At 69.3% G+C, this 21,492-nt stretch carries 20 protein-coding genes and 5 tRNA genes; 18 read left to right on the top strand and 7 right to left on the bottom strand.

Features of this window, described 5'->3' with window-relative positions; genetic code table 11:
* Positions 1-9: 9 nt before the first annotated feature.
* On the bottom strand, positions 10-2,388 hold the full coding sequence (ppsA, locus tag AC06E6_RS03550; RefSeq protein WP_161614404.1) for a phosphoenolpyruvate synthase: 2,379 nt from the start codon (positions 2,386-2,388) through the stop codon (positions 10-12).
* A 194-nt stretch (positions 2,389-2,582) separates the two neighbouring features.
* On the opposite strand from ppsA, the gene ppsR reads away from it, so the two are divergent.
* The 10 genes from ppsR to AC06E6_RS03500 all read left to right on the top strand — a co-directional run bounded on the left by ppsR (position 2,583) and on the right by AC06E6_RS03500 (position 11,101).
* Complete coding sequence (gene ppsR / locus AC06E6_RS03545) at positions 2,583-3,404, top strand: posphoenolpyruvate synthetase regulatory kinase/phosphorylase PpsR (protein WP_104938752.1); 822 nt, start codon at positions 2,583-2,585, stop codon at positions 3,402-3,404.
* A 46-nt stretch (positions 3,405-3,450) separates the two neighbouring features.
* The gene (locus AC06E6_RS03540) at positions 3,451-3,933 is read left to right on the top strand and encodes a DUF1249 domain-containing protein (RefSeq protein WP_104938753.1); all 483 of its coding nucleotides are present in this window, start codon (positions 3,451-3,453) and stop codon (positions 3,931-3,933) included.
* A gap of 70 nt (positions 3,934-4,003) precedes the next feature.
* Entirely contained in the window at positions 4,004-4,492 is a 489-nt protein-coding gene (locus AC06E6_RS03535; RefSeq protein ID WP_104938754.1) for an NUDIX hydrolase, read from the top strand.
* Between the two features lie 113 nt (positions 4,493-4,605).
* Complete coding sequence (locus AC06E6_RS03530; RefSeq protein WP_240212734.1) at positions 4,606-5,220, top strand: CDP-alcohol phosphatidyltransferase family protein; 615 nt, start codon at positions 4,606-4,608, stop codon at positions 5,218-5,220.
* A gap of 61 nt (positions 5,221-5,281) precedes the next feature.
* Positions 5,282-6,355 (top strand): class III poly(R)-hydroxyalkanoic acid synthase subunit PhaE, encoded by a 1,074-nt coding sequence (phaE, locus tag AC06E6_RS03525; RefSeq protein ID WP_240212735.1) that lies wholly within the window; start codon positions 5,282-5,284, stop codon positions 6,353-6,355.
* Positions 6,352-7,419: a class III poly(R)-hydroxyalkanoic acid synthase subunit PhaC gene (gene phaC / locus AC06E6_RS03520; RefSeq protein WP_478060364.1), complete on the top strand. Its 1,068-nt coding sequence runs from the start codon at positions 6,352-6,354 to the stop codon at positions 7,417-7,419. The genes phaE and phaC overlap by 4 nt, the downstream gene beginning before the upstream one ends.
* A complete protein-coding gene (locus AC06E6_RS03515) occupies positions 7,416-7,790 on the top strand; it encodes a YfeK family protein (protein ID WP_240212737.1) in 375 nt (124 codons plus the stop codon). The genes phaC and AC06E6_RS03515 overlap by 4 nt, the downstream gene beginning before the upstream one ends.
* A gap of 8 nt (positions 7,791-7,798) precedes the next feature.
* Positions 7,799-8,284 carry a hypothetical protein gene (locus AC06E6_RS03510; protein ID WP_478060363.1) on the top strand — a complete coding sequence of 162 codons (486 nt, stop codon included), beginning with the start codon at positions 7,799-7,801 and terminating at the stop codon, positions 8,282-8,284.
* A 129-nt stretch (positions 8,285-8,413) separates the two neighbouring features.
* On the top strand, positions 8,414-8,629 hold the full coding sequence (locus AC06E6_RS03505; protein WP_104938758.1) for a hypothetical protein: 216 nt from the start codon (positions 8,414-8,416) through the stop codon (positions 8,627-8,629).
* Positions 8,630-8,743: 114 nt separating this feature from the next.
* On the top strand, positions 8,744-11,101 hold the full coding sequence (locus AC06E6_RS03500) for a Tex family protein (protein WP_240212739.1): 2,358 nt from the start codon (positions 8,744-8,746) through the stop codon (positions 11,099-11,101).
* A gap of 116 nt (positions 11,102-11,217) precedes the next feature.
* On the opposite strand, the gene AC06E6_RS03495 is transcribed toward AC06E6_RS03500, so the two are convergent.
* Positions 11,218-11,304: transfer RNA gene (locus tag AC06E6_RS03495), tRNA-Leu, on the bottom strand.
* Positions 11,305-11,424: 120 nt separating this feature from the next.
* On the opposite strand from AC06E6_RS03495, the gene AC06E6_RS03490 reads away from it, so the two are divergent.
* Positions 11,425-11,793, top strand: a complete 369-nt coding sequence (locus tag AC06E6_RS03490; RefSeq protein ID WP_240212740.1) for a response regulator — start codon at positions 11,425-11,427, stop codon at positions 11,791-11,793.
* Between the two features lie 82 nt (positions 11,794-11,875).
* On the opposite strand, the gene AC06E6_RS03485 is transcribed toward AC06E6_RS03490, so the two are convergent.
* The 4 genes from AC06E6_RS03485 to AC06E6_RS03470 all read right to left on the bottom strand — a co-directional run bounded on the left by AC06E6_RS03485 (position 11,876) and on the right by AC06E6_RS03470 (position 12,418).
* A tRNA-Glu gene (locus tag AC06E6_RS03485) sits at positions 11,876-11,951 on the bottom strand.
* Positions 11,952-11,998: 47 nt separating this feature from the next.
* Positions 11,999-12,074: transfer RNA gene (locus AC06E6_RS03480), tRNA-Ala, on the bottom strand.
* Between the two features lie 140 nt (positions 12,075-12,214).
* Positions 12,215-12,290 (bottom strand) — tRNA-Glu (locus tag AC06E6_RS03475).
* 52 nt (positions 12,291-12,342) lie between these two features.
* Positions 12,343-12,418, bottom strand: a tRNA-Ala gene (locus tag AC06E6_RS03470).
* A 229-nt stretch (positions 12,419-12,647) separates the two neighbouring features.
* Here AC06E6_RS03470 and AC06E6_RS03465 point away from each other — a divergent pair.
* Positions 12,648-13,010 carry a hypothetical protein gene (locus tag AC06E6_RS03465; RefSeq protein WP_104938759.1) on the top strand — a complete coding sequence of 121 codons (363 nt, stop codon included), beginning with the start codon at positions 12,648-12,650 and terminating at the stop codon, positions 13,008-13,010.
* 1,179 nt (positions 13,011-14,189) lie between these two features.
* Positions 14,190-15,191, top strand: coding sequence for a DNA topoisomerase IB (locus AC06E6_RS03460; RefSeq protein WP_478060362.1), 1,002 nt, complete (start codon positions 14,190-14,192; stop codon positions 15,189-15,191).
* Between the two features lie 92 nt (positions 15,192-15,283).
* Here the strand turns inward: AC06E6_RS03460 and AC06E6_RS03455 are convergent, their stop codons facing one another.
* Positions 15,284-15,457 carry a hypothetical protein gene (locus AC06E6_RS03455; RefSeq protein WP_478060361.1) on the bottom strand — a complete coding sequence of 58 codons (174 nt, stop codon included), beginning with the start codon at positions 15,455-15,457 and terminating at the stop codon, positions 15,284-15,286.
* 110 nt (positions 15,458-15,567) lie between these two features.
* Here AC06E6_RS03455 and AC06E6_RS03450 point away from each other — a divergent pair, with 110 nt between their 5' ends.
* The 5 genes from AC06E6_RS03450 to ligD all read left to right on the top strand — a co-directional run bounded on the left by AC06E6_RS03450 (position 15,568) and on the right by ligD (position 21,363).
* Entirely contained in the window at positions 15,568-16,614 is a 1,047-nt protein-coding gene (locus AC06E6_RS03450; RefSeq protein WP_478060360.1) for an SDR family oxidoreductase, read from the top strand.
* 16 nt (positions 16,615-16,630) lie between these two features.
* Complete coding sequence (locus tag AC06E6_RS03445; RefSeq protein ID WP_104938763.1) at positions 16,631-17,206, top strand: cysteine hydrolase family protein; 576 nt, start codon at positions 16,631-16,633, stop codon at positions 17,204-17,206.
* A 79-nt stretch (positions 17,207-17,285) separates the two neighbouring features.
* Positions 17,286-18,185 carry a non-homologous end joining protein Ku gene (gene ku, locus AC06E6_RS03440; protein WP_161615104.1) on the top strand — a complete coding sequence of 300 codons (900 nt, stop codon included), beginning with the start codon at positions 17,286-17,288 and terminating at the stop codon, positions 18,183-18,185.
* A 50-nt stretch (positions 18,186-18,235) separates the two neighbouring features.
* Positions 18,236-18,844, top strand: a complete 609-nt coding sequence (locus tag AC06E6_RS03435) for a GIY-YIG nuclease family protein (protein WP_478060358.1) — start codon at positions 18,236-18,238, stop codon at positions 18,842-18,844.
* Positions 18,841-21,363 (top strand): DNA ligase D, encoded by a 2,523-nt coding sequence (gene ligD, locus AC06E6_RS03430; protein ID WP_478060356.1) that lies wholly within the window; start codon positions 18,841-18,843, stop codon positions 21,361-21,363. The genes AC06E6_RS03435 and ligD overlap by 4 nt, the downstream gene beginning before the upstream one ends.
* The last annotated feature ends 129 nt before the right edge of the window (positions 21,364-21,492 follow it).

The following is a 21,492-nucleotide window of genomic DNA, read 5'->3' as shown; positions in this document are numbered from 1 at the left end:
GGGCGCGGCTCAGGAGGCGGCCTTGCTCTTGGCCAGCCGCAGCCAGGTATCGACCACGGTGTCCGGGTTCAGCGACACCGACTCGATGCCTTCCTGCATCAGCCATTCGGCCAGGTCCGGATGGTCGGACGGGCCCTGGCCGCAGATGCCGACATACTTGCCCTTGGCACGCGCGGCCTTGATCGCCATCGACAGCAGCTTCTTGACCGCCGGGTTCCGCTCGTCGAACAGGTGGGCGACGATGGAGGAATCGCGGTCCAGGCCGAGCGACAGCTGGGTCAGGTCGTTCGAGCCGATCGAGAAGCCGTCGAAGATCTCCAGGAACTCATCGGCGAGCAGCGCGTTGGACGGCACCTCGCACATCATGATGATCTTCAGCCCGTTCTCGCCCTGCTTCAGGCCGTTCTGCGCCAGGACCTCGACCACCTTGCGGCCTTCCTCCAGGGTGCGCACGAACGGGATCATCACCCACAGGTTGTCCAGGCCCATTTCGTTGCGCACGCGCAGCACGGCCTGGCACTCCAGGGCGAACGCGGCCGAGAAGCTCGGGTCGACATAGCGGCTGGCGCCGCGGAAGCCGATCATCGGGTTCTCTTCATGCGGCTCGTAGTTGCTGCCGCCGATCAGGTTGGCGTACTCGTTGGACTTGAAGTCCGACAGGCGCACGATCACCGGGTTCGGCGCGACCGAGGCGGTGAGGGTGGCGATGCCCTCGGCCAGGCGGTCCACGTAGAAGCTCACCGGGTCCTTGTAGCCGGCGATCTTCTCGTCGATCTTGTTCTTCGTTGCCGCGTCCTGGCGGTCGTATTCGAGCAGCGCGTTCGGGTGCACGCCGATGTGGCTGGCGATGATCATTTCCAGGCGGGCCAGGCCGATGCCGGCGTTCGGCAGCTGGCCGAAATCGAAGGCGCGTTCCGGGTTGGCCACGTTCATCATGATCTTCAGCGGCGCCGGCGGCATGTTGCCCAGGTCGGTGGTCGCGCGCTCGAAGCCCAGCTTGCCCTCGTAGATGAAGCCGGTATCGCCCTCGGCGCAGCTGACGGTGACCAGCTGGCCGTCCTCGATCACCTGGGTGGCGTTGCCCGAGCCGACCACGGCCGGCACGCCCAGCTCGCGGGCGATGATCGCCGCGTGGCAGGTGCGGCCACCGCGGTTGGTGACGATGGCAGAGGCACGCTTCATCACCGGCTCCCAGTCGGGGTCGGTCATGTCGGCGATCAGCACGTCGCCCGGCTGCACGCGGTTCATGTCGTCCAGGGTCTTGACCACGCGCGCCACGCCGGCACCGATCTTGGCGCCGACCGCACGGCCTTCGGCCAGTACCTTGCCGCCCTTCTCGGTCAGCGCGAAGCGCTCGATCTGGGTGGCGTGGCTGCGCGATTTCACCGTTTCCGGGCGTGCCTGCACGATGAACAGCTTGCCGCTGACCCCGTCCTTGGCCCACTCGATGTCCATCGGGCGGCCATAGTGCTTCTCGATGGTCAGTGCCTGCCGGGCCAGCTCGTGCACGTCTTCGTCGCTGATGGAGAAGGTGTTGCGCAGCGCGGCCGGGGTGTCCTCGACCTTGACCCGCTCGCCGGGGACGTCCGAATACACCATGCGGATCGCCTTGCTGCCGAGCGCGCGGCGCAGGATCGCCGGCTTGCCGGCCTGCAGCGTGGGCTTGTAGACGTAGAACTCGTCGGGGTTGACCGCGCCCTGCACGACCATCTCGCCCAGGCCGAACGAGGAGGTGACGAACACCACGTCGCGGAAGCCGGACTCGGTGTCCAGGGTGAACAGCACGCCGGAGGAACCCACGCCCGAGCGCACCATCAGCTGCACGCCGGCGGACAGGAACACGTCCTCGTGCTTGAAGCCGTGGTGCACGCGGTAGGCGATGGCGCGGTCGTTGTACAGCGAGGCGAACACTTCCTTGACCTTGCGCACGACGTCGTCGGCGCCGGTGACGTTGAGGAAGGTTTCCTGCTGGCCGGCGAAGGAGGCATCGGGCAGGTCTTCGGCGGTGGCCGACGAGCGCACCGCCACGGCCACCTCGCCGCCGCCATTGTCGGCGCACAGGCGGGCGTAGGCGTCGCGGATGTCCTTGTCCAGCGCCGGCTGCAGCGGGGCGTCGATCACCCAGCCGCGGATCTCGCCGCCAGCGGCGGTCAGGGCGTTCACGTCTTCGACGTCGAGCGTGGCCAGGCGGTCGAAAATGCGCTTGGACAGGTCGTTGTGGGCGATGAAATCCTTGAACGCCTCGGCCGTGGTGGCATAGCCGCCCGGCACCGAGACTCCCAGGCCGGCAAGGTTGCCGATCATCTCGCCGAGCGAGGAATTCTTGCCCCCCACGCGGGCCAGGTCGGCCAGGCGCAGTTCATGCAACCACAGGATGTTCTCGTTCAAGCGCGATGCTCCGTTGAGGCCATCGCCCGAGGCGGGCTGGTATGGCCACGTCCGTAGGAAGAAGCCAATATGATGCAGTGCACACCTAAGCGGCACAAGCTTGTGACATTACTTTGTCTTGTGCTTGTCTTTCCCGGGACAGCGACGGGTCATCCGCCGCCCCCCGTGCCATCCCCCCTCCAAAGGAGTCCTGCATGACGGCGATCCGGCCGGTGTTCTATGTCTCGGACGGTACCGGCATCACCGCCGAAACCGTGGGCCACAGCCTGTTGACCCAGTTCTCCGGCTTCAGTTTCGTGACCGATCGCATGTCGTTCGTCGACGATGTGGACAAAGCGCACGAGGCCGCGCGCCGCATCCGTGCCGCCGGCGAGCGCTACCAGGTGCGCCCGATCGTGGTCAGCTCCTGTGTGGACTCGGCGCTGGGGCGGATCCTGGAGGAGAGCGGGGCGCTGGTGCTGGACGTGTTCGCGCCGTTCATCGGCCCCCTGGAACAGGAGCTGGAGTCGACCCGGCACTCCAGGATCGGCCAGGCCCACGGCATGGTGGATTTCGACACCTACCACCGCCGCATCAATGCGATGAACTTCGCGCTGAGCCATGACGACGGCATCGCGGTGAACTACGACGAGGCCGACGTGGTGCTGGTGGCCGTGTCGCGCGCGGGCAAGACGCCGACCTGCATCTATCTGGCGCTGCACTATGGCATCCGCGCGGCCAACTATCCGTTGACCGAGGAGGACCTGGAAAGCGACCGCCTGCCGCCGCGCCTGCGACCCTACCGCAACAAGCTGTTCGGGCTGACCATCGACCCCGAGCGGCTGCAGCAGATCCGCCAGGAACGGCGGCCCAACTCCCGCTATGCCAGTGCCGAGGTCTGCCGGCGCGAGGTGGCCGCGGCCGAAACCATGTTCAGGATGGAACGCATCCCGACCCTGAGCACCACCCATACCTCGATCGAGGAGATCTCCAGCAAGGTGCTGGGCACGCTGGGACTGCAGCGGGAGATGTTCTGAACCCGGGGCGCATGCCGCGGCCGGGGGCGCCGTGTAGGATCGGCGCATGAACCAGGCTCTTTCCCGCGTCGATCGCATTCCCCGGCTGGGCCGCCTCGGCTGGCTGATGGGGCTGTACGCGGAAAACTACCAGCACCTGATGCGGCTGTTCGCGCCGGACCGCCTGCACCCGGGGCGTTACGCCTCGTCCATCGGCGACGGCCTGGACCTGTACCTGGACGTGATCGAGTGCCACCGCTACACGGTCGAACTGCGCATGACCTACGGCATCCTCGACCCGCTGACCGGCGAGCCCGATCCGTCGGCCTACGTGCGCCTGTACCGGGATGCGCGGCAGGTGGAGACCACGCACTGCTATGTCGGCCGGCGCTGGCAGGACGTCATGGGCATGTACCCGCCCGCGGACGAACTGGTCAGCCACCGCCTGCGCATGAACACATTCCTCGGCAAGTGGCTGGAGTACCTGGCGGAACGCGGGCATGGCGTGGCCACGCTGCGCCGTCTCGACGAGGCCGGCGTGCTGGTCTAGGACCGGCGCGGCCGTCGCGCCGCGGGGCGATCGGTCATACTGCGGGTTTTCGCCGCGCGCTCCGAGTCCGATGCCTTATACCCCGATTCTCGCCACCCTGGGTTACGTGTTGTCCAAGGACGGTACCCAGGCCCTGATGATCCATCGCAACACCCGTCCCGGCGACATGCACCTGGGCAAGTACAACGGACTGGGCGGCAAGATGGAGCCGCAGGAGGACGCGCTGGCCTGCATGCACCGCGAGATCCGCGAGGAAGCCGGGATCGAATGCGGCACCACCCGCCTGCGCGGCACGCTCAGCTGGCCGGGCTTCGGCAAGCAGGGCGAGGACTGGTTCGCGTTCGTGTTCGTGATCGACGACTGGACCGGTACCCCGTTGCAGTCCAACCCCGAAGGCACGCTGGAGTGGGTGCCGGTGGACCAGCTCGAATCGCTGCCGCTGTGGGAAGGCGACCGCCATTTCCTGCCGCTGGTGTTCGACGCCGATCCGCGGCCGTTCCATGGGGTGATGCCGTATCGCGACGGGCGCATGCAGTCGTGGAGCTATACGCGGCTGTAAGCCGCCGCCGCTCACATGGGCTCACCTGGCCGCACCGGCGCCGTGCGCATCCGACATGGCCGTATTCACGGCAATCGCGCTAGGCTGACGCCGCCATGATCCGGAAACCCGACATGAAACGCCATTTCTCGATGCTGCGCGAGTTCCGGCTCGCGGACTGGTTCACCTTGGGCAACGCCTTCTGCGGCACCGGCGCGGTGTTCGCGGCGATGCGCTTCCTGCAGGACGGCCAGCGCGGTTTCCTGCTGTTCGGCATGGCGCTGATCCCGCTGGCGTTCGTGTTCGACGCGCTCGACGGCCGCATCGCCCGCTGGCGGCAATCGTCCTCCACCCTGGGGCGCGAACTGGATTCGCTGGCCGACGTGATCTCCTTCGGCGTCGCACCCGCCGCGCTGGCCTACGCCTGCGGCATGCAGGGCGGCTGGGACTGGCTGGTGCTGAGCTACTTCGTCTGCTGCGGCGTCAGCCGGCTGGCGCGCTACAACGTCACCGCCGAGGAAATCGCCGGCGACTCGGACAAGGTCCCGTACTTCGAGGGAACCCCCATTCCCACCAGCCTGGCGCTGGTGATCCTGCTGGCGGTGGCGGCGCATTTCGGCGCGATCGGCGCCAACCTGTGGGGCGGCGTCTGGCAGCTGGGACCGTGGCAGCTGCATCCGCTGGTCCTGCTGTTCGCACTGTCGGGCTCGCTGATGATCAGCAAGACCCTGCATATTCCCAAACCCTGACCGCGGCGACGCGGCCGCGTTGCTATCATCGCCGCGACAACGGCGGAGCAGGGCAAGGGCAGTGGCCGACGACAACGACAGCACGGGGTTCGACGCCGGCCTGAAGCGCGCCTGGGAGGCATGGCAGCAGGCCGTGGGCCAGGGCGGCGCGGGCGCCGCCGATGCCTTTCCCTGGCAGGAGGGCATCGCGCAGTGGGCGCGGCTGGTCGGCACCGGCGCCGCGCCACAGGTGCATGAACTCGGCGCGCGCTTCCAGCAGCAGGCCGGCGACTGGCTGGGCACGATGCAGCAGGTCGCGGCGCGTTTCGCCGGCCGCGACAGCAGCGCCGCCGAAGTCGCCGGCGCCTGGCGCGACGCCGTCGAGGGCCAGGGCGACGCCATGATCCGCTGGATGCTCGATGCGGCCCGCGGTGGCAACGCGCTGGGCGACCAGCCCTGGATACGCGATTTCGTCCACGCGCTGCAGGCCGGTCATGGCGAGGACGGTTGGCTGAACGCCCCGGCGTTCGGTCCCGCGCGCGAACACCAGGCGCGCTGGCAGGCCCTGCTGCGCGCGCAGCAGGAACACCAGGCCCGCATGCAGGCCTATGTCGGCTCCATCCGCGGGGTGCTGGACGACGCCTTCCACCGCTTCGAGGCCAAGCTGGCCGAACACGAGGCGCCGGGCAGCCAGCTCACCAGCGCCCGCGCGATGTTCGACCTGTGGATCGACGCCGCCGAAGAGGCCTACGCCACGGTTGCCATGTCCGAGGATTTCCAGCGCATCTATGCCGATCTGGCCAACACCCAGATGCGCCTGCGCGCCGCCACCCAGCAAGAGCTGGAGCGCGCCTGCGAGCTGATGGGGGTACCCACGCGTACCGAGATGGATGCGGCCCATCGCCGCATCGCCGAACTGGAGCGCTGGATGCGGCGCATGGCTGCCGGCAATGCCGCGGCCGCCCCGCCGCCGGCGCCCGCACCCGCGACGCCCCGGGCCAGGGCGAAGTCCGCGCGCAGCGCCGGCACCGCGCCGCAGGACCGGCCCGCGGCAACCAAGGCCAGGAAAGCCGGCAAGGCGGCCGCACCCGGCAGTGCCGGCGCACCCAGCAGTGCGTCCAGCCCGGCCAGGTCGCGGCGTGGAGGCGGGCCATGAAGGGACCGCTCGGGTTCGGCATGGACGACCTGCTGCAGGAAACGCTGCAGCTGCAGCAGAAGCTGGCCGACGGGCTGAAGCTGTTGCCGGGCGTGGAGGACGTCGACTATGGCGTCACCGAACGCCAGCCGGTGTGGCGCGACGGCAAGGTCACGCTGTACCGCTTTGTCGGTGGCGCGGCGCCGTCCGGGCAGCGGCCGCCACTGCTGATCGTCTACGCGCTGGTCAACCGGCCGTACATGGTGGACCTGCAGGATGGCCGCTCGCTGGTGCAGAAACTGCTCGCCGTCGGCCAGGATGTGTACGTGCTGGACTGGGGCTACCCGGACCGTTCCGAGCGGTTCTTCACCCTGGAGGACTACCTGCTGCGTTTCCTCGATGGCGCCGTCGACCACCTGCAGGCGCAGCACGGCGGCCCGCCCAACCTGCTGGGCATCTGCCAGGGCGGGGTGTTCTCGCTGTGTTACGCCGCGCTGCGTCCGCACAAGGTGCGCAACCTGGTCACCATGGTCACGCCGGTGGATTTCCACACGCCCGACAACATGCTCTCGCACTGGGCGCGGCACGTCGACGTGGACCTGTTCGTCGATACGCTGGGCAACATCCCGGCCGACCTGATGAACGCCAGCTACCTGATGCTCAAGCCGTTCCGGCTCAACGTGCAGAAGTACGTGGGGCTGGTGGACATCCTGGACGACCGGCAGGCGCTGGAGGATTTCCTGCGCATGGAGAAATGGATCTTCGACTCGCCCGACCTGGCCGGCGAGGCGTTCCGCGAGTTCGTCAAGCAGTTCTACCAGGGCAATGGTCTGATGCATGGCGGCATCCGCATCGGCGCCGAGGCGGTGGACCTGGAAAAGCTGCGGATGCCGGTGCTCAACATCTACGCCGAACAGGACCACCTGGTGCCGCCGGCGGCGTCGCGGGCGCTGCGCGGACGCACCGGCAGCAGCGACTACACCGAAGTGGGCTTCCGGGGTGGCCATATCGGCATTTACGTGTCGGCGCGGGCGCAGCGCGAAGTGCCCGCCGCCATCCACGACTGGCTGAGCGCGCGGACATGAGCCACGGCCCGCTGCTGGCGGTGTTGCTGGGGCTGGGACTGGCGGCGGTTCCCGCTACCCTGCCGGCCGCGCCGGACGCCACCGCCCGGCAGGAGATCGACGGGCTGATGCAGGCGCTGGCCGGTTCCGGATGCCGCTTCCAGCGCAATGGCAGCTGGCACGATGCCGGCGAGGCGCGCAGCCACCTGCAGCGCAAGTACGATTACCTGCTCAAGCGTGGCCTGGCCGACACCGCCGAGCAGTTCATCGAGCGTGCCGCCAGCCGCAGCAGCCTCAGTGGCAAGCCCTACCGGGTGGCCTGTCCCGGCCACGCCGAGCAGGACGCCGCGCCCTGGTTCCGGCAGCAGTTGCTGCGGCTGCGCGGCGGTTGACGGTTCCAATGCATCTTCCAGGCGGCGCGGCCGCGGGCAGGCACGGGCGCGTGGCGGCATGGGCGCCGCGCCTGGCATGCGTGCTGGGCGCGCTGTGGACGGCGCCCAACACCCTGTTCGGGCTGGTGGCGGGCCTGGCGGGCATGCCGGCCGGAGCGCGGCCGCGCTGGAACCGCCGCGACTGCGCGCTGGTATTCCACCGCTGGCCGTGGGGCCCGGGCGGCGCGATCACGCTGGGCATGGTGATCCTGCACACCGGCGACAGCCTGGACGTGGCCTGCGCGACCTACGAGCACCGCGCCGGCCGCTGCCTGCATCCGCCGGTGCGGCTCGGCGACCATGAGCGCGCGCATGTGTTCCAGTACATGGTGCTGGGGCCGCTGTTCCTGCCGGTCTACCTGGCCTGCGGCGGGGTCAGCGTGCGCAACCCGTTTGAACGCGCCGCCGACCGCTATGCGCTGCAAGGGCGCGGCTGGTGGCCGCGCCTGCGATGAGCGGTGGCCGGCGCCTGTCTTCGGCATGCAACCGGCGCGTCATGGCGCATCAACTTTTTTTGTACATCCTGGTAACGCCCGCCCACCTAGAGTGGGCCCGTTACAGACGCAACAGGAGTACCGGTCACCATGGCAGTCGTTCTTTATATCGGTGGCAGCAAGGATGGCGAGAAGGGCGTGGTGCCCTATGGCTTCAGCAAGACCCGCAGGGATACCGAGGCAGGCCCCGAGATCTACGTGGAACGGGTGATGGACGTCAGCGGCCGCGGCCGCATGCGGGTGATGGTGCTGGAAAGCCTGCGCGACGATATCGCGTTCCAGCGCCTGAGCCGGCACCTCGGCTAGCCGCCGGTCGCCGCGCCGCGAAGCAATCCCGGGCCGGGCTGTCAATGGCTTTCCCCTCCCGGGACGCGCTGCCAGAATGCGGGCTTCCCCAGTAGCGGTAGCCCCCTGGAATCCATGCAAGACAGCAAGCTCGCGCAGCAGATCGCGCAGACCATCGCCGACGAGATCGGCGCCCAGCCCGCGCAGGCCAAGGCCGCCATCGCGCTGCTCGACGAAGGTGCCAGCGTCCCGTTCATCGCCCGCTACCGCAAGGAAGTCACCGGCGGCCTGGACGACACCCAGCTGCGCAACCTGGAAGTGCGCCTGACCTACCTGCGCGAGCTGGAAGACCGCCGCGCCGCGGTGCTGGCCAGCATCGCGGAACAGGGCAAGCTGAGCGACGAACTACGCAACGAGATCCTGGCCGCCGACACCAAGTCGCGGCTGGAGGACCTGTACCTGCCGTACAAGCCCAAGCGCCGCACCCGCGCGCAGATCGCCCGCGAGGCCGGGCTGGAACCGCTGGCCGACGGCCTGCTCGCCGACCCGACCCGCGATCCCCAGGCCTTTGCCGCCGGCTTCGTGGATGCCGGAAAGGGCGTGGCCGATGCCAAGGCCGCGCTGGAAGGCGCCCGCGCGATCCTGATGGAGCGCTGGGGCGAGGACGCGGCACTGGTGGGTGAGCTGCGGCAGTGGCTGGGCGAGGTCGGGGTGATCCGCGCCCGCGTCGCCGAAGGCAAGGAAACCGAAGGCGCCAAGTACCGCGACTACTTCGAGCATGCCGAGCCGTTGGCGAAGATTCCCTCGCACCGGCTGCTGGCGCTGTTCCGCGCGCGCCGCGAGGAAATCCTGTTCCTGGAACTGGACCCGGGCAGCGACGCCGACGCCGGCCACCACTACGCCGAGGGCCGGGTGGCGCGCAGTGCCGGCGTCGCCGACCAGGGCCGTGCCGCGGACCGCTGGCTGCTGGATGCGTGCCGCCTGACCTGGCGCGCCAAGCTGCACATGCACCTGTTGCTGGACCTGTTCAACCAGGCCCGCGAAAAGGCCGAGGCCGAGGCCATCGCCGTATTCGGCGACAACCTCAAGGACTTGCTGCTGGCCGCGCCGGCCGGCCCGAAGACCGTGCTGGGGCTGGACCCGGGCATCCGTACCGGCTGCAAGGTCGCCGTGGTCGACGCCACCGGCAAGCTGCTCGCCACCGAAACCATCTATCCGCACGAACCCCGGCGCCAGTGGGAGCAGTCGCTGCAGACGCTCCGCCACCTGTGCGCCAAGTACAACGTCGAGCTGATCGCCATCGGCAACGGTACCGCCAGCCGCGAGACCGACAAGCTCGCCGGCGAGGTCATCAAGGCCTGCGACAACCCGAAGCTGCAGAAGGTGGTGGTCAGCGAGGCCGGCGCTTCGGTGTACTCGGCCTCCGAGTTCGCCGCGCGTGAGTTCCCCGATCTGGATGTGTCGCTGCGCGGCGCGGTATCGATCGCGCGGCGGCTGCAGGATCCGCTGGCCGAACTGGTCAAGATCGAGCCCAAGGCGATCGGCGTCGGCCAGTACCAGCATGACGTGGACCAGTTCCGCCTGGCCCGGGCGCTGGACGCGCGCGTCGAGGACTGCGTCAACGCCGTGGGCGTATTCGTCAACACCGCCTCGGCCGCGCTGTTGTCGCGGGTGTCGGGGTTGTCGTCGACGGTGGCCGAGAACATCGTCCGCCATCGCGACGAGAACGGCCCGTTCCGGCGCCGTCGCGACCTGCTGAAGGTGCCGCGCCTGGGCGACAAGACCTTCGAACAGTGCGCCGGCTTCCTGCGCATCGCCGATGGCGACGAGCCGTTGGATGCCTCGGCCGTGCATCCCGAGGCCTACCCGGTGGTCGAGCGCATCGTCGCCGCGGCGCAGCGGCCGATCAAGGCGCTGCTCGGCGACGGCAGCTTCCTGCGCGGGCTCAAGGCCGAGCAGTTCACCGACGAGACCTTCGGCGTGCCGACCGTGCGCGACATCCTGAAGGAACTGGAGAAGCCCGGCCGCGACCCGCGCCCCGAGTTCAAGGCGGCGCGCTTCGCCGACGGCGTGGAAGACATCAAGGACCTGCGCGAGGGCATGGTGCTGGAGGGCGTGGTCAGCAACGTGGCCGCCTTCGGCGCGTTCGTCGACATCGGCGTGCACCAGGACGGACTGATCCACATCTCCGCGCTGTCGGATACTTTCGTCAAGGATCCGCGCGACGTGGTCAAGGCCGGCGATATCGTCAAAGTGAAGGTGCTGGAGGTCGACGTCGCCCGCAAGCGCATCGCATTGACCCGGCGCCTGGACGACAGCCCGGCCCCGGCCCGGCGCCCGGACAGGGGCGCGGACCAGGGGGCGGGGCAGGGCGCGGCCGGGCGCCGCGACGGGGGGCGTGGTGCGCCCGCGCGGGGCGCGCGTTCCGGCAGCGCCGCGCCACCGGCCAACAACGCATTGGCCGAGGCGTTCGCGCGCGCGCGTCGCGGTTGATGCGGCGCTGATCGCGCCCATGGCGGAGGGCCTGTCGCCCGGCCTTCCGCCATGCACCCGCGCCAGGGCCAGGAACGCAAAAAAGCCAGGCATCGCTGCCTGGCTTTTTGCTGTGCTGGTGCCGAAGGTGGGACTCGAACCCACACGCTTTTAAGGGCGGCGGATTTTGAGTCCGCTGCGTCTACCGATTCCGCCACTTCGGCTGGCAGGGGCGCAAGTATAACGGAGGGCCTTCGGGTTGGGCAGGTCCGGGCGGCTGTTTTCGCAAAGTGGGCGCGGGTGGCGCTGGCTATACTTCCCGCATCCGAGACCAAGGGATGGCGATGGATCCGCTGCACTCGATGCGTGTGATGATCGTGGAGAACGACGATTTGAACGCGACCCTGCTGCAACTGCAGCTCGAGCGCGAGGGCATGCACGTGGTCGGCGTAGCCGCGACCGTGCAATCGGCGCTGGCCATGATCGACGCACTGCAGCCGCAGGTGGCGTTCCTCGATTTCTGCCTGGCAGACGACGAGGACAGTACGCCGGTTGCCGAGGTGCTCGCGGCGCGCGGCATTCCCTTTCTGGTCGCCACCGGCATGGATGCGGCACGGTTGCCGCGGATATTCGATGCGGGCGTGAAGCTGATCAAGCCCTATGCCGGAAGCGACCTGCGTCAGGCCCTGCACAGGGCCGTGCGGCCGCAGTGAGCCGTCCGGCAGGCCGGCAGCGGCGCGCAGGTCTTTTCCCGAGGCAACAAAAAAGCCCTGCCTAGGCAGAGCTTCCTTGAATTGGCGTCCCCACGGGGATTCGAACCCCGGTCGCCACCGTGAAAGGGTGATGTCCTAGGCCTCTAGACGATGGGGACGCGTATGCTTCGTTTTCATTCAACCCGGACGGCCTAATGTCCGGATTTGGTGGAGCCAAGCGGGATCGAACCGCTGACCTCCTGCATGCCATGCAGGCGCTCTCCCAGCTGAGCTATGGCCCCGTATCCAAATTTTCGAGCGCGGAATACTACCGGACTCTTCGTTGGAGTGGAAGCTTTTTCTTCCTCATTGCCTGTTGGGCAGGGCAATGACTCCAACAAAAAAGACCCTGTGACTGCCTGGGTCTTTGTTTTTCGATGAATGGCGTCCCCACGGGGATTCGAACCCCGGTCGCCACCGTGAAAGGGTGATGTCCTAGGCCTCTAGACGATGGGGACGCGTAAACTTCATCAAATTTTTTCGGCTTCCGGACGGCCTAATGTCCGGATTTGGTGGAGCCAAGCGGGATCGAACCGCTGACCTCCTGCATGCCATGCAGGCGCTCTCCCAGCTGAGCTATGGCCCCGTTGTTGCGTTGTTGCCGAGAACGAAATGATAGCCCGGCTTTTCGGGCCGAGCAAGCCATTTGTGAAAAAAAAATTGCATGCGCGCATCGGCGGGTTGCCTGACCTCGAACCGGGTATCGCGCCGACCCCAGGCGAGGCCGGAAGGCGATGTTTCCGCCGCGTTGCCTGCCTCAGCATTGCCCCGGAAATGGCTGAACGGAGTCGGCGATGGCGACCCTTGGAATCCCCATGGGCATCCTGTTCCTGCTGGCGGCGGCCGGGCCACCCCGGGCAGTGCCGATGCAGGTGTTCAAGTGTCTCGACGACGGCCAGGTGTCGTACCAGTCGTTGCCGTGCGCAGGACCGCCTGCCAAGGCATGGACCGTCCTGCGCCTGCCGCCGGCGGCGCCCTCCGTGGTGGTGCCGCCAGCGGCGAGGGGCGAGCCGCGATCGCGCCGCCTGGCTCCGGCACGGCGCAACGCCCGCGCGGTGGAGAGCGCATGCGCCAAAGCCAGGCGGCAGCGGGAAGCGGCCTTCCGCAAAGCGGGGCTGAAGCGTGGGTTCGCGCTTTCCAGTGAATGGGACAACAAGGTCCACGAGGCCTGCTGGTAGGTCCGCCTGGCAAGGCCGGTACTGCAGCCCGGCCACCGGTGCTGCCTGCAGGCGCCTGCACGTGGCGGTGCGCGCGCCCCGGCAGTAAGCGCAGGGGAGAGGCAGGGCACCACGATGCCGGCGGCGGGAGGAGGGCGCGGGCGGCGTGGCATGCGGCCCGCGCCGGATGCGGGACACGCCGCGGCCCGTGAAAGGGGCGCTCAGTCGCGTGCACAGGCGCAGCGCAGGTGCGTTCCGCGCAGACGACGCCATGCGCGCCGTGGCGGGCGCAACCACCGCCCGCGTGGCGCCGCCACGCCAGGTTGGGCGCCGGTGTTTCGTGGTGGGAATGTCATGGGCGTGATACTGGCGGCCGCGGTCAAGCGGAGGCATTCACGGCACCTGCACCGATCTTCCCGCGCCGGTCACGTCACGGGCGCTATGACAGTGCTCCCGCCGTACCGCAGGAGAAGGGTGATGAAGCGCTTGCTCTCGCGCAGCTTTTCAGCCGTTGTCTACATGTCGCTCGGCGCGCTTGCGGCGATCATGGCGCAGTCGATCTGGTCCAGTGCCGTGGCGGCGTATTGAGCAGCGTACGCGTCACGATGGGGTGGGGATCACCCTGCTGCGCCCTTGGCGGCGCGGATCCGCGTGGGTTGCGACCTGCCTGCCGGCGCCATCATTGCGTGATCCACGTGGGCACCCATCCATGCTTGCCGCCGAGCCGCACCCGCGCCCGGCCACGCTGCCGCAATGGCGGTGCCGCCGCCGGCATCGGGTGTGGTCAACGGTGCATGCAGCGCCCGGAGCCCGCGACGTGCGCGCGGCAGACCTTGGCGCAACACCGGTGTCGCGCGCCACGCCCGCGGCTCCGACGGCCCACGCCGGTACCGCGTGGGCTGCGCGCTGCACCGCGCCGGGTCTGTCGCAGGTCTGCCCCTTCCCGGAGGCGGGCACATCGCGTGCCGACGAACGCCGACGGCCGTGTGTCGCGCTGTCGCCGGCGCGAGCCCCGTATCCGTTGACCTAATGTCATGCCGAGGTGATTCAACAATGAAACGAAGCCACTGGATGTTGCTCATAGGCGCCGTCGTGTTGGCGCTGGTGCTGATGCTCGTCATCCCGCCGTGGTGACCGGCATGCGGCAGCCGCATTGGCCGGGAGCGGTATCGCGGCGTCCGCCGATGGTCCGGCGCGGCGATGGCTGAGGCAGGGCTGCGCCATGTCCACGACCGGCAGCCGGGCATCGCCCGGTTGCGCGTGGGCAAGGGTTTCCGCTACGTCGACGCGGACGGCAGGCCGGTGCGCGATCCCGCGGTGCTGCGGCGGATACGCCAGCTGGCGGTCCCGCCGGCATATACCGACGTCTGGATCTGTGCCCGCCCGGAGGGGCACCTGCAGGCGACCGGCCGCGATGCGCGGGGCCGCAAGCAGTACCGCTATCACCCGGACTGGATGCGGCAGCGCGGTACCGACAAGTTCGACCGCATCCTGGCCTTCGGAAAGGCATTGCCGGCATTGCGCAGGCAGGTGCGCCGGCACCTGGCGCTACCCGGCATGCCGCGCGACAAGGTCCTGGCGCTGGTCATTTCGGTCATGGGCCGCACCTATGCGCGGGTAGGCAACGCGGCGTATGCCCGCAGCAACCATTCCTACGGCCTGACCACCCTGCGCGCGCGGCACGTGAGCCTGCCGGGCAAGCGCGCCGCGCAGATACGGTTCGCTGGAAAGTCCGGCCGCCTGCAGGTGCTGCACATAGACGATCCCCGGCTGGTGGCGTTGATCCGGCGCTGCCACGACCTGCCCGGGAAAATGCTGTTCCAGTACCAGGATGACGACGGGCAGGTGCGGCCCATCGATTCGGGCGACGTCAACCACTACCTGCGGCAGGCCGCAGGCGACGATTTCAGTGCCAAGGATTTCCGCACCTGGGGCGCGACCCTGACCGCGTTGATGGCGCTGGCACGGTTGCCGGTGCCCGATGACGCCAGTCCGGCCCGGTGCCAGTCACTGCAGAACGAGGTCATCGGCGCGGTGGCCGCCATGCTCGGCAACACCCCGGCGGTATGCCGCAGGTCGTACATCGACCCGTGTGTGTTCGACGCCTGGCGCGCCGGACGGCTGCAGCCGCTGGCGGCGCTGCGCGGCATCCGCCAGATGGAGGCGGCGGCGCTGCGGCTGTTGCGTTCCTGCCACCGCTGACCGCACGCCATGGCCGCTGCTGCGGCGCCGTGTACATCGCGTCCACGTTCTTTCACGGTTGACCCGCAGGGGGGCATCCAACAATCCGTGCATCACCCGGCAACCACGAGCAAGGAGTCCGTCATGGCAACCTGCGATGTCTGCGGCAATGCATACCGGAACAGCTTCACGGTCACCCAGGGCGCGGTAACCGGCACCTTCGATTCCTTCGAATGCGCGATCCACGCCATGGCGCCCCGTTGCGGGCACTGCCAGTGCGCGGTCATCGAACACGGCGCTGAGCGCGGCGGCGTGGTGTACTGCTGCGAGCACTGCGCACGCCATGCGCGGGGGTGAGGCGATGACCGGCACGCAGACCCGCGCGGAGGCATGACCGATGGCAACCAGCAGAAAGACGACATCCAGGAAGGCGCCGCCGCGTGCCACCACGCCTGGCGCAACGTCCCGTGGCCAGGCGGCGGGACGGCAGGCGGAACGCACCGCCGAGCGCCAGCGCGACCTGCAGGCGCAGGCCGGCGGGCGCAAGACGAAGAAGCCCGAAGCGAAGCGCGGCGGTGTACAGGCCGGCGCGCGGCGGCAGCCGGCAAAGATGCCGGCGCAGCATCTGGACAAGCCGGGCAACGAACATGAACTGCAGCTGCCACCGCGCTACCAGGCGCCGGACTACCGTGGCAGCGGCAAGCTGCAGGGCATGCGTGCCCTGGTGACCGGCGGCGACTCCGGCATCGGTCGCGCGGTGGCCGTCCTGTTCGCGCGCGAAGGGGCCGACGTGGCGATTCTGTATCTGGACGAGCATGAGGATGCGCAGGTGACCCGGGCGGCGGTGGAGGCGGAGGGCAGACGCTGCCTCGCCATCAGCGGCGACGTACGCGACCCGGTCTTCTGCGACCAAGCGGCACGGCAGGTGCGCGAGGCGCTGGGCGGCATCGACATCTTGGTCAACAACGCCGCCTTCCAGCTGCATTGCCATCGCCTTGAGGACCTGCAGGACGCGCACCTGCAGGAAACCCTGCAGACCAACATCGCCGGTTATGTGCACATGGCGCGGGCGGTGCTGCCGCATCTCGGCCAGGGTGCCAGCATCATCAACACCGGCTCGGAGACGGCGCTGTTCGGCAGCCCGTCGCTGGTCGACTATGCGGCCACCAAGGGCGCGATCCATGCCTTCACCCTGTCCTTGGCGGCGCAGCTGTTGCCCCGCGGCATCCGCGTCAACTGCGTCGCGCCGGGGCCGGTGTGGACGCCGTTGAACCCGGCGGACAAGGCGGCTGCGGACGTGGCCACGTTCGGCAAGGACAGCGACATGGGCCGGCCCGCGCAGCCGGAGGAGCTGTCACCGGCGTATGTGTTCCTGGCATCGCCGGTCACCGCCAGCTACATCAGCGGCGTGATCCTGCCGGTGATGGGCGGCCCCCGGGGTTGAGTCCGGGACCGCGGGCATGGCATCGCGCAAGGCAAACGCGACCGCGTTGATCATCCTGGACATGGTCAACCTGTTCGACTTCGAGGGAGGCGACGCGCTGGGTGCGCGGGCAGTGGCGATCTGCGCCCCCATCGCGCGCCTGCGCCAGCGCTTCGACGCGGCGGCGCAGCCGGTGATCCACGTCAACGACAACTTCGCCCGCTGGCAGGGCCAGTTCAGCGACCTGGTGGACGCCTGCCTCGCGGCCGGCGGCGATGCCGCGGCCACGGTGAGGCGTCTGTCGCCGCGCCGGCATGATTATCACGTGCTCAAGCCGAAGCATTCGGCGTTCCACGCCACGCCACTGGCGATCCTGCTGCACAAGCTGGGCGTGCGGCGGCTGGTGTTGACCGGGGTGGCGGCAGATTCGTGCATCCTGGCGACCGCGCAGGACGCCAAGATGCACGAGTTCGGGCTGTGGGTGCCGGCCGACTGCGTGGCCGCCATCAGTCCGCGGCGCAAACGCGATGCGCTGGCGGTGGTCGCGCAGTCGCTGCTGGTGCCGGTGGTGCGCTCGCGCGACGTGCGCGGTGTGTTCCCGGCGCAGCCGTGAACGCGCCCGGGCGGTTCTTCACGCCTGCTTTAGCCGTGATTGGCGAGCGTTGCCGGCAATCCACCACGGGAGGCACGCCATGGCGCGTCCGATCTGGACGGGAACCCTGTCTTTCGGCCTGCTGAATGTCCCGGTGTCGCTCATGAGCGGCGAACGCCGGGTGGACATCAGCTTCCGCATGCTCGATTCGCGCGACCGCAAGCCGATCCGCTTCGAGCGGGTCAATGCCGAGACCGGCGAGGAAGTGCCGTGGAAGGACATCGTGAAGGCCTTCGAGTACGACAAGGGCAGCTATGTGGTGGTGGACAAGGAGGACATCGCCTCGGCCGCGCCGCAGACCCATGATTCCATCGACGTCGAAGCGTTTGTCGAGCGCGGCGAGATCAGCCTGCGCTTCTACGAGAAACCCTATGTGATCGTGCCCGGGAAAAAGGCGGAGAAGGGCTACGTGCTGCTGCGCGAGACCCTGCGCGACACCGGCCGGGTCGGCATCGCGCGGGTGGTCATCCGCACCCGCGAGTACCTGTGCGCGGTGGTGCCCGAGGGCGATGCGCTGCTGCTGCTGATGCTGCGCTACCCGCAGGAGTTGGTGGACCCGGCCGAGTACCGGCTGCCGGAAGGCAAGCCCGCCGACTACCGCATTTCCAGGCGCGAAGCGGAGATGGCCGCCAGCCTGATCGAGTCGATGTCGGTGGCCTGGCGCGCGGACGATTACCAGGACGAGTTCCGCGGCCGGCTCGAGGCCATCATCCGCAAGCGCCTGAAAGCCAAGGGTGCCACCACCCGGATCGTCGACGAGCATGCCGAGCCGGAGGACGCCGCCACCAACGTGGTCGACTTCATGGCCCTGCTGCAGAAGAGCCTGGACGAGAACAAGCGCACGCCCGCCGGCAAACGTGCGCCGGCCAGGAAGACCGCCGCACGCAAGACGCCGGCGAAGAAGCCCCGCAAGAGCACGCGGCGCACGGGCGCGTCCTGACGATGGCCGGTGGTCGACGCATCGTTCCGCTGGGCAGCATGGGCCGCCGCATGCGGGGCCACACCTGCCTCTACGTGCTGCCCTGCGCCAACGAGGACCACGTGAAGCTGGGCATCGCCGGAGACCCGATGACGCGGATGCAGGCGTTCTCCTCGCGTTACTTCGAGTTCTTCGACCTCGATGCAGGCTGGCTGCTGGAGGCGGGCAGCGAAGCCGAGGCAAGGGGTTGGGAGACCGCGTTGAAGCGGCAGTTGCGCGCCCATGCCGCGCCGCCGCCGCTGCTGGTGCCGGCGCGTGCCGGCGGGCGTACCGAATGGCTGCGTGGAGCGGGCGCGCTGCTCGCCGCCTGGCGCGACGGGCAGGTGGCGCGGGGATTCGTGGCGCACGCTCCACTGCGTGGCTGGGTGCGCCAGCGCCTGATCCAGGCGCATGAGCGGTGGCACCACGACGTGCAGGCGCTGCTCGACCGCTTCGGTCCCGCCGGGGATTGGCCGGCCGCCGACGGCAGCGCGCCGCTAAGGCAGCTGCGCGATGCGATGGATGCACAGGTGCTGCTGGATGCGCGGCCGCCGGACGACGATATTCCCGGCCTGCGCGCATGGCATGCACGCAACCGCCTGGTGGCAGCGCCCGCCTGCCCGGTCCAGGAGCACGCATGAGCCTGCACGAGTACCGCCGCAAACGGCAGTTCGAACGCACCCCGGAGCCATCCGCCAAGGTCCGCCGCGCACCGGCCGCGCAGCCGATCTTCGTGGTGCAGCTGCACCACGCCAGCCACCGCCATTACGATTTCCGCCTGCAGGTGGGCGCTGTGCTGCGCAGCTGGGCGGTGCCCAAGGGACCCAGCCTCGATCCCACGGTGAAACGGCTGGCGGCCGAGGTGGAGGACCACCCGCTTGATTACGCGCGGTTCGAGGGCGACATCCCCGCAGGGCAGTACGGCGCCGGCCATGTCGCCATTTTCGACCACGGCGTGTGGAGCAGCGAGGGTGACCCGGAAGAACAGCTGGCCAAGGGCCACCTGCGTTTCGAACTGTTCGGCGGCAAGCTGAAGGGCAGCTGGCACCTGGTGCGCTCCGGTGGCCGTGGGCGCAAGCCGCAATGGCTGCTGTTCAAGGCGCGCGACCGCTACGCCGCGAAGCAGGAGGCAGACGACCTGCTGGACCAGCCCGCGCCGGCGGCGCAGCACGCCGCGGGCAAGCGGCGGCGGCTGGCCGCGGCGACCGCGCGGATCCGGCGCCTGCTCGACAGCGTCGCGACGCTGCCCGGCGCCCGCCGCACCCGCCGCGCGCCGGCGTTCCATGCGCCGCAGCTGGCCACGCTGGCAACGGCGGTTCCGGCCGGCGAGGGCTGGCTGCACGAGGCGAAATGGGACGGCTACCGGTTGCTCGCCCAGCTCGACGGCGGCAAGGTGTGCCTGTGGTCGCGCAACGCGCTGGAATGGACCGCACGCCTGCCGGCGATCGTGCAGGCGCTGCAGGCACTCGGCGTCGAGGCGGTGCTGGACGGCGAGCTGGTCGCCGGCGCAGGCCGCCAGCAGGATTTCGGCCTGCTGCAGGCCACCTTGTCCGGCGAACGCGCCGCCCCGCTGTCCTACGTGCTGTTCGACATCCTGCAGCTGGGCGACGTCGACCTGTGTGGTTGCCATCAGGAGGCGCGCAAGAGCGTCCTGGCCACGCTCCTGGGGCAGCCGGAGCCGCCGCTGGTGTACAGCTCGCACGTGAGCGGGGACGGCGAGCGCGCCCTGGCCATGGCGGTGGAACGCGGGCTGGAAGGCATCATCTCCAAGCGGGCCGCGGCACCGTACCGTGGCGGCCGGGGCGACGACTGGCGCAAGATCAAGCAGCGCGCTTCGGAGGAGTTCGCGGTAGTGGGTTACACCGCGCCCAAGGGCAGCCGCAGCGGCCTGGGTGCACTGCTGCTGGCGGCACCGCAGGGACGCCACGGCTGGCGTTATGCCGGGCGCGTCGGCAGCGGCTTCGACCAGCACACGCTCGCCGACCTGGTGCGGCGCCTGCGGCCGCTGGCCCGTGACACACCCACGGTGGCGACCGGCGCGGCGGTTACCACCGTGGGCCAGGTGCAGTGGGTGAAGCCGGCCATGGTGGTCGAGGTGTTCCACCACGGCACCGGCAACCAGGGCCTGCTGCGGCAGGCGTCGTTCAAGGCCATTCGTGCCGACAAGACGGTCGCCGACCTGCGCGCGGCCGGGTCGGCCCCGCCACCGGAGGTTCCCGTGCCGCACACGCCCGCCCCATCCGCCCCCCGCGCCAGCGCCGCCGCGGTGGTGCTGAGCAGTCCGACCCGGGTCGTGTACCCGGATGCGGGCATCCGCAAGCAGGACGTATATGCGTATTACGACGCGATGCTGCCGTGGCTGCTGCCGGAGATCGCCGGCCGGCCGTTGTCCGTGGTCCGTTGCCCGCAGGGCATCGCGCGCCCGTGCTTCTTCCAGAAACACCTGCCGGCCGGCATGCAGCATGTCGATGCGGTCGCGATCGAGGAGGAGGACGGCACCCGCGCCGATTACATCGTCGTGCGCGACGGCACCGCGCTGCTGGAACTGGTGCAGTTCAACGCACTCGAGTTCCACCCGTGGGGCGCGCACGCCGAAACCCCGGACAGCGCCGACCGTATCGTGTTCGATCTCGACCCGGGCGCGGGCGTGGCCTGGACACGGGTGGTGGCCGCGGCACGCTGGGTGCGCGACCGCCTGGACGAGCTCGGCCTGGCATCCTTCGTCCGCACCTCCGGCGGCAAGGGATTGCACGTGGTGGTACCGCTGCGACCGGCCTGCCCGTGGCCGCGGGTGAAGGCGTTCGCGCGCGCTTTCGCCGAATCCATGGCCGCGTCCGACCCGCTGGCCTACGTGGCCACGGCCAGCAAGCGCGTGCGCAAGGACCGCATATTCGTCGACTACCTGCGCAACGGCCGTGGCGCCACCAGCATCGCCTCGTTCTCGTTGCGTGCCCGGCCCGGTGCACCGGTGGCGATGCCGCTGCGCTGGGAGGAATTGTCCAGGGTGCGGCGTGGCGACGCCTACGACATCGTGTCGGCGCCACGCCGGATGAAGCGGTTGAAAGGTCACCCGTGGGGCGACATCGAGCGTATCCACCAGGACCTGGGCCAGGTCACCGCACAGCTGGCCGGGCGCAGCCCGCGCGGTCGCAGGCGCTGAGCCGGCGGGCGCCGGGTATCCCGCGCATGCCATGCCGGGCGTCGCCCGTGCGTCGATCCCATGGGCACGCGCGCCGACCGCGCTGGCTGCAGGCGGCCTGCGGCCCGAGCGCGCCCTGCAGCGCGCAAA

This window comes from Stenotrophomonas sp. Steno-Z10-HUANG, from assembly GCF_056393075.1.
This window is presented reverse-complemented; position numbering and strand designations above follow the sequence as displayed.

Excerpts from the sequence above, each read along its gene's own strand:
- ku (WP_161615104.1), top strand. The coding sequence starts at position 17,286 with ATGGCGCGTCCGATCTGGACGGGAACCCTGTCTTTCGGCCTGCTGAAT.
- AC06E6_RS03505 (WP_104938758.1), top strand. The coding sequence starts at position 8,414 with ATGGCAGTCGTTCTTTATATCGGTGGCAGCAAGGATGGCGAGAAGGGC.
- AC06E6_RS03510 (WP_478060363.1), top strand. The coding sequence starts at position 7,799 with ATGCATCTTCCAGGCGGCGCGGCCGCGGGCAGGCACGGGCGCGTGGCG.
- AC06E6_RS03540 (WP_104938753.1), top strand. The coding sequence starts at position 3,451 with ATGAACCAGGCTCTTTCCCGCGTCGATCGCATTCCCCGGCTGGGCCGC.
- AC06E6_RS03530 (WP_240212734.1), top strand. The coding sequence starts at position 4,606 with ATGAAACGCCATTTCTCGATGCTGCGCGAGTTCCGGCTCGCGGACTGG.
- ppsR (WP_104938752.1), top strand. The coding sequence starts at position 2,583 with ATGACGGCGATCCGGCCGGTGTTCTATGTCTCGGACGGTACCGGCATC.
- AC06E6_RS03515 (WP_240212737.1), top strand. The coding sequence starts at position 7,416 with ATGAGCCACGGCCCGCTGCTGGCGGTGTTGCTGGGGCTGGGACTGGCG.
- phaC (WP_478060364.1), top strand. The coding sequence starts at position 6,352 with ATGAAGGGACCGCTCGGGTTCGGCATGGACGACCTGCTGCAGGAAACG.
- ligD (WP_478060356.1), top strand. The coding sequence starts at position 18,841 with ATGAGCCTGCACGAGTACCGCCGCAAACGGCAGTTCGAACGCACCCCG.
- AC06E6_RS03535 (WP_104938754.1), top strand. The coding sequence starts at position 4,004 with ATGCCTTATACCCCGATTCTCGCCACCCTGGGTTACGTGTTGTCCAAG.
- AC06E6_RS03435 (WP_478060358.1), top strand. The coding sequence starts at position 18,236 with ATGCGGGGCCACACCTGCCTCTACGTGCTGCCCTGCGCCAACGAGGAC.
- AC06E6_RS03465 (WP_104938759.1), top strand. The coding sequence starts at position 12,648 with ATGGGCATCCTGTTCCTGCTGGCGGCGGCCGGGCCACCCCGGGCAGTG.
- AC06E6_RS03460 (WP_478060362.1), top strand. The coding sequence starts at position 14,190 with ATGGCTGAGGCAGGGCTGCGCCATGTCCACGACCGGCAGCCGGGCATC.
- AC06E6_RS03445 (WP_104938763.1), top strand. The coding sequence starts at position 16,631 with ATGGCATCGCGCAAGGCAAACGCGACCGCGTTGATCATCCTGGACATG.
- AC06E6_RS03455 (WP_478060361.1), bottom strand. The coding sequence starts at position 15,457 with ATGACCGCGCACTGGCAGTGCCCGCAACGGGGCGCCATGGCGTGGATC.
- AC06E6_RS03490 (WP_240212740.1), top strand. The coding sequence starts at position 11,425 with ATGGATCCGCTGCACTCGATGCGTGTGATGATCGTGGAGAACGACGAT.
- AC06E6_RS03500 (WP_240212739.1), top strand. The coding sequence starts at position 8,744 with ATGCAAGACAGCAAGCTCGCGCAGCAGATCGCGCAGACCATCGCCGAC.
- AC06E6_RS03450 (WP_478060360.1), top strand. The coding sequence starts at position 15,568 with ATGGCAACCAGCAGAAAGACGACATCCAGGAAGGCGCCGCCGCGTGCC.